Genomic DNA, 4,240 nt, shown 5'->3' with positions numbered 1-4,240 from the left:
GCCGCGCCCATCGGTCGCGGTCCTGCCGAGGCCAGCGCAGCAACCGGCGACCCGGCCGCCCGCATCCGCGTCATCTCGTCCTGCAAGGCCTTGACCCGCTGACCAGTCCCCCGGGCGCTGGCCGCGATCTCCTCCCGCAGCTCGTCGCGCATCGCCGTGACCTGGTCCTCGACGTCCATCTTGAGCAGCACCGGATCGTTGCGGACCAGCAGCGCCGCGCCGATCAGGACCACGCAGACCGCGATGAGCAGCACCGCGAAGCGGATCGAGTTGTCGCTGCCGCCGAGCAGCGCGACGAGGGCGGCGACCGGGGCCAGGCCGACGCCGGCCCAGATCAGGGCCGTGAGTAGGCGGGCGTTGGGCGACGCCTCGGGGTCCCGGTCAGGCATGGTCGCAGATGCTACCGAGAGCGGCAGGCGTCGCGAAACGGGCAGATGCGGGGCATCGCCCTTGCGATGCCCCGCATCCGGGGTGATTCGGCCGGCCGGTGAGGAACCGGCAACAGTCAGTCGTCAGCCGGCGGCCAGTGCGCCGTCCGAGCTGAAGACCAGGCCGACGCTGATGGTGCCCTGCTTGAGGCCGGTCTTGGTGAGCGGGCCGCCCGCGTCGAGCGAGCTGAACTTGCCCGCCTCGAACTTGTAGGTCTCGACGAGGCCCTGCTGGCACTTGGGCCGCTGCGGGCACTCCGGCGGGCCACCGAGGACGGTCGCCGCACCCGAGCACTTGGCCGCGAGGTCGGACAGGGTCTTGACGGAGTACTTGGTGGCGAAGGCCTCCGTGGTGGCGAAGGCGTTCTGGTCCTGCGCCGTGGAGGGCTTGCCGAAGACCAGGCCGACCTTGTCACCGAGGGCGGTCAGGTTGGTCATCGTGGTGTCGAGCTGCGGCGAGGACGGGTCCTTGGCGCTCTTGCCGTCGACCTTGCCGGACAGGAACGTCGCCAGGGTGGCCGCGTACTCCGGGACGACGTCGATGTCGCCCTTCTCCAGGGCCGGCTCGTACAGCTCGCGGTTGCCGATCTGCTGGACCTTGACCTTGTAGCCCGCGGCCGTCAGCGCGATGTTGTAGAGCTCGCCGAGGGTCGCGTTCTCGCTGAAGTTGGCCGCGCCGACCGTCAGGTCGCCGCCGGGGCCCTTCGCGATGCCGGTGGTGATGGAGTTGGCCGTGGCGAACTCCTCGGCGGCCGCCTTGGACGACTTGCGGTCGATGTCGACGGCCTTGTTGAGCTCGATCAGCTTGGTCGTGTCGAGCGCCGCGGAGACCTTGTCGAGGGCGGCGATGAGCTGCGGCGACGAGGCCTTCTTGTTGATCGCGGGAACGATGTTGTCGGTGTTCTGCAGGCTTTTGTCGTCGGTGAGGACGACGAGCTTGTCGCCGGCGACGGGGGCGCAGCCGTTGCCCGCGGCGGAGCTCGCGGGGGCCTCCGTGCCGGAGGAGCCGGACTCGCCGCAGCCGGCGAGGATGACGGCGGCGGTCATGAGGGTGCCGGCCGTCAAGAGCAGGTGTCGACGCATACTGCCGCCTTCTGTGTCCCGGCACGGCCAGGGGCCGCGCCGCGTGTCCGACGGGCAGTCGGTGTCCGATGCCCGTGTGTTTTCAGTTTGTCGGGCGCGCTGAGCGGCCCACGTTCATTCCTACTCGCAGGGTCCGACAAGTTTCGTAACGATGCGAGACCATTACCCGGCCGGGGCCGCTGCGGTGGGCCGGCGGCGCCGGTCCGTCCGGAGCGCAGCCGGTGTCACCAGTCGTTGTACGCCTGCGAGCACCGCTTCCACCAGCAATGCGAGCAGCGCCACAGCGATGCCGCCCGCCACGATCTGCCCGCCGCCGCCGTTGCTCATGCCGATCCCGAAGCCCGCGGAGATGATCTCGCCGAGCCCACCGCCGTTGACGAACGCGGCCAGCGCTGCGGTGGCCACCACCTGCACGGCCGCGGTGCGCAGCCCGGCCGCCAGGTACGGCACCGACAACGGCAGCTCCACCCGCCGCAGCACCTGCCCGCCGGAGAGGCCCATCCCGCGCGCCGCTTCCCGGGTCTCCGGGTCGATCTGGCGCAGCCCCGTGTACGCGTTGGCCAGCAGCGGCGGCACCGCGAAGACGGCCAGCGCGACGACCACCGGGGGCTGGCCGAAGCCGAGCGGGGTCAGCGGCAGGATGGTGAGCAGGGCCAGGGTGGGGATGGCCAGCGTCAGGTTGGCGAAGGTGAGCACCGCCCCGCCGCCCCGGCCGCGGTGGCCGAGCCAGATGCCGAGCGGCCAGCCGATGACGCAGCCCAGCAGCACCGCCCACAGGCTGATCAGCAGGTGTTCCTGGAGGCGGTCGAACAGGCCGCCGGGGTTGGTCCAGTTGAGCGGGTCGTTGAGCCAGACGAAGCCCTCTTGGAAGTAGTTCACGAGCTGCGCTCCCTCGCCCACGGGGTGAGCAGCCGGCCCACTCCGGCCAGCGCCAGGTCGAGGACCAGGGCCAGCCCGACGCAGAGCAGCGTCCCGGTCATGATCTCGGCCTTGTAGAAGTTGTTCCGGAAGCCGCCGAGGATCATCTCGCCGAGGCCGCCCTTGCCGATCAGCGAACCGACTGTGACTAGCGCCACGGTGGAGACGGTGGCCAGCCGCAGGCCGGTGAGGATGCCGGGCAGGGCCAGCGGCAGCTCGATGCGCCACAGCCGGCCGAAGCGCCCGTACCCCATGCCGGCCGCGGCGTCGCGGACCTCGGCCGGGACCTGGGTGAGCCCGGCCAGCGAGTTGCGGGTGAGCACCAGCAGCGCGTACAGCACGAGGGCGATCAGCACCGACGTGTCGCTGGTCGTGCCGACCGCCGGCGCGACCAGGGCGAGAAGTGCCAGCGACGGGATCGTGTAGAGGACGCCCGAGAGTGCAAGAATCGGGCCGGTCAGTGGTCGCCACCAGTAGGAGACGACCGCGAGCGGCAACGCGACGATCAGCGCGATGATCACCGCACGGGCGGTGAGACCCGCGTGGAACTGCAGTGCGGACAGGATCTCGCCGGCGTTGTCGTGGACATAGCGCCACGAGAACCACGGATTTCCCGGCCCGTCATCGGCGGGGGCGGCCAGCTCCCCGGGAGCAGCGAGGGGCCACGCAGGCACCGGGGCCCTCGACAGGAAGGACATACGTGGACGCTACCGCGATCAACGACTCCGGCGCTGGCCGGACCGCGGCGTCTATCACGCTCGAGAACGTCGGGAAGGTCTATCCGGACGGGACCGTGGCGGTCGGCGACATCAGCCTGGAGGTGCGGGCGGGCGAGCTCGCCGTGCTGATCGGGCCGTCCGGGTGCGGCAAGTCCACCGTGCTCCGCATGATCAACAGGCTGATCGAGCCGTCCAAGGGCCGGATCCTGATCGACGGCGCGGACGTCTCGCAGCAGGACCCGGTCGAGCTGCGCCGGCAGATCGGCTACGTGATCCAGAACGTCGGGCTGTTCCCGCACCAGAGCATCCGCACCAACATCGGCACGGTGCCGCGGCTGCTGGGCTGGAACCGCAAGCGGATCAAGGACCGCGCGGAGGAGCTGCTCGAGCTGGTCGGGCTCGACCCGAAGCGCTACGGCGGCCGCTATCCGCACGAGCTCTCCGGCGGTCAGCGCCAGCGGGTGGGCGTGGCCCGGGCTCTCGCGGCCGACCCGCTGGTGCTGCTCATGGACGAGCCGTTCTCCGCGGTCGACCCGATCGTGCGCGGCCGGCTGCAGGAGGAGTTCCTCCGGCTCCAGGAGGCGGTCCGCAAGACCATCGTGCTGGTCACCCACGACATCGATGAAGCCGTACGGCTGGGCGACCGGATCGCGGTGCTGGCCGAGGGCGGCCGGCTCATGCAGTACGCGACCCCGGCCGACCTGCTCAGCAAGCCGGCGTCGGCGGCGGTGAGCGAGTTCGTCGGCACCGACCGGGGGGTACGGCGGCTGGCGGTCACGCCGGTGCGCGACGCGATGCGTCCGGTCGGGCAGATCGAGGAGATCGAGCGCCTGCCCACGGTCGACGTCTCAGGCACCCTGTACGACGCGCTGGCCGTGATGCTGACCAGCGACTCGCTCAACGTCGTGGTGGTCTCCGACGGCAAGCCGGTGGGCGCGGTGTCCCGCTCGGCCCTCTTCGACGCCCCGAACGCGGAAGCGGCAGCCCCGGCCTGACCGCGAGCCGCGACCTGACAACGGCGCCCCCGGCCCTGACCGCGAGCCGCGGCCTGACAGCGGCGCCCCCGGGCCTGACCGCGAGCCGCGGCCTGAC

At 71.2% G+C, this 4,240-nt stretch carries 4 protein-coding genes and 1 pseudogene; 1 reads left to right on the top strand and 4 read right to left on the bottom strand.

Annotation, left to right across the window (positions count from 1 at the left end; genetic code table 11):
* The 4 genes and pseudogenes from AB0C29_RS36290 to AB0C29_RS36275 all read right to left on the bottom strand — a co-directional run.
* Positions 1 to 389 (bottom strand): annotated as a pseudogene (locus tag AB0C29_RS36290) (hypothetical protein); the annotation flags it as partial.
* Between the two features lie 123 nt (positions 390 to 512).
* Positions 513 to 1,511: a glycine betaine ABC transporter substrate-binding protein gene (locus tag AB0C29_RS36285; RefSeq protein ID WP_360830197.1), complete on the bottom strand. Its 999-nt coding sequence runs from the start codon at positions 1,509 to 1,511 to the stop codon at positions 513 to 515.
* A gap of 162 nt (positions 1,512 to 1,673) precedes the next feature.
* Positions 1,674 to 2,390: an ABC transporter permease subunit gene (locus tag AB0C29_RS36280; RefSeq protein ID WP_360546092.1), complete on the bottom strand. Its 717-nt coding sequence runs from the start codon at positions 2,388 to 2,390 to the stop codon at positions 1,674 to 1,676.
* Positions 2,387 to 3,127, bottom strand: coding sequence for an ABC transporter permease subunit (locus AB0C29_RS36275; RefSeq protein ID WP_360546094.1), 741 nt, complete (start codon positions 3,125 to 3,127; stop codon positions 2,387 to 2,389). Before AB0C29_RS36275 ends, AB0C29_RS36280 begins: the two co-directional genes overlap by 4 nt.
* A gap of 2 nt (positions 3,128 to 3,129) precedes the next feature.
* Here AB0C29_RS36275 and AB0C29_RS36270 point away from each other — a divergent pair, with 2 nt between their 5' ends.
* Positions 3,130 to 4,143 (top strand): ABC transporter ATP-binding protein, encoded by a 1,014-nt coding sequence (locus AB0C29_RS36270; RefSeq protein WP_360546096.1) that lies wholly within the window; start codon positions 3,130 to 3,132, stop codon positions 4,141 to 4,143.
* The last annotated feature ends 97 nt before the right edge of the window (positions 4,144 to 4,240 follow it).

It is taken from the genome of Actinoplanes sp. NPDC048791, assembly GCF_040650095.1.
Taxonomy (GTDB): Bacteria; Actinomycetota; Actinomycetes; order Mycobacteriales; family Micromonosporaceae; genus Actinoplanes.
This window is presented reverse-complemented; position numbering and strand designations above follow the sequence as displayed.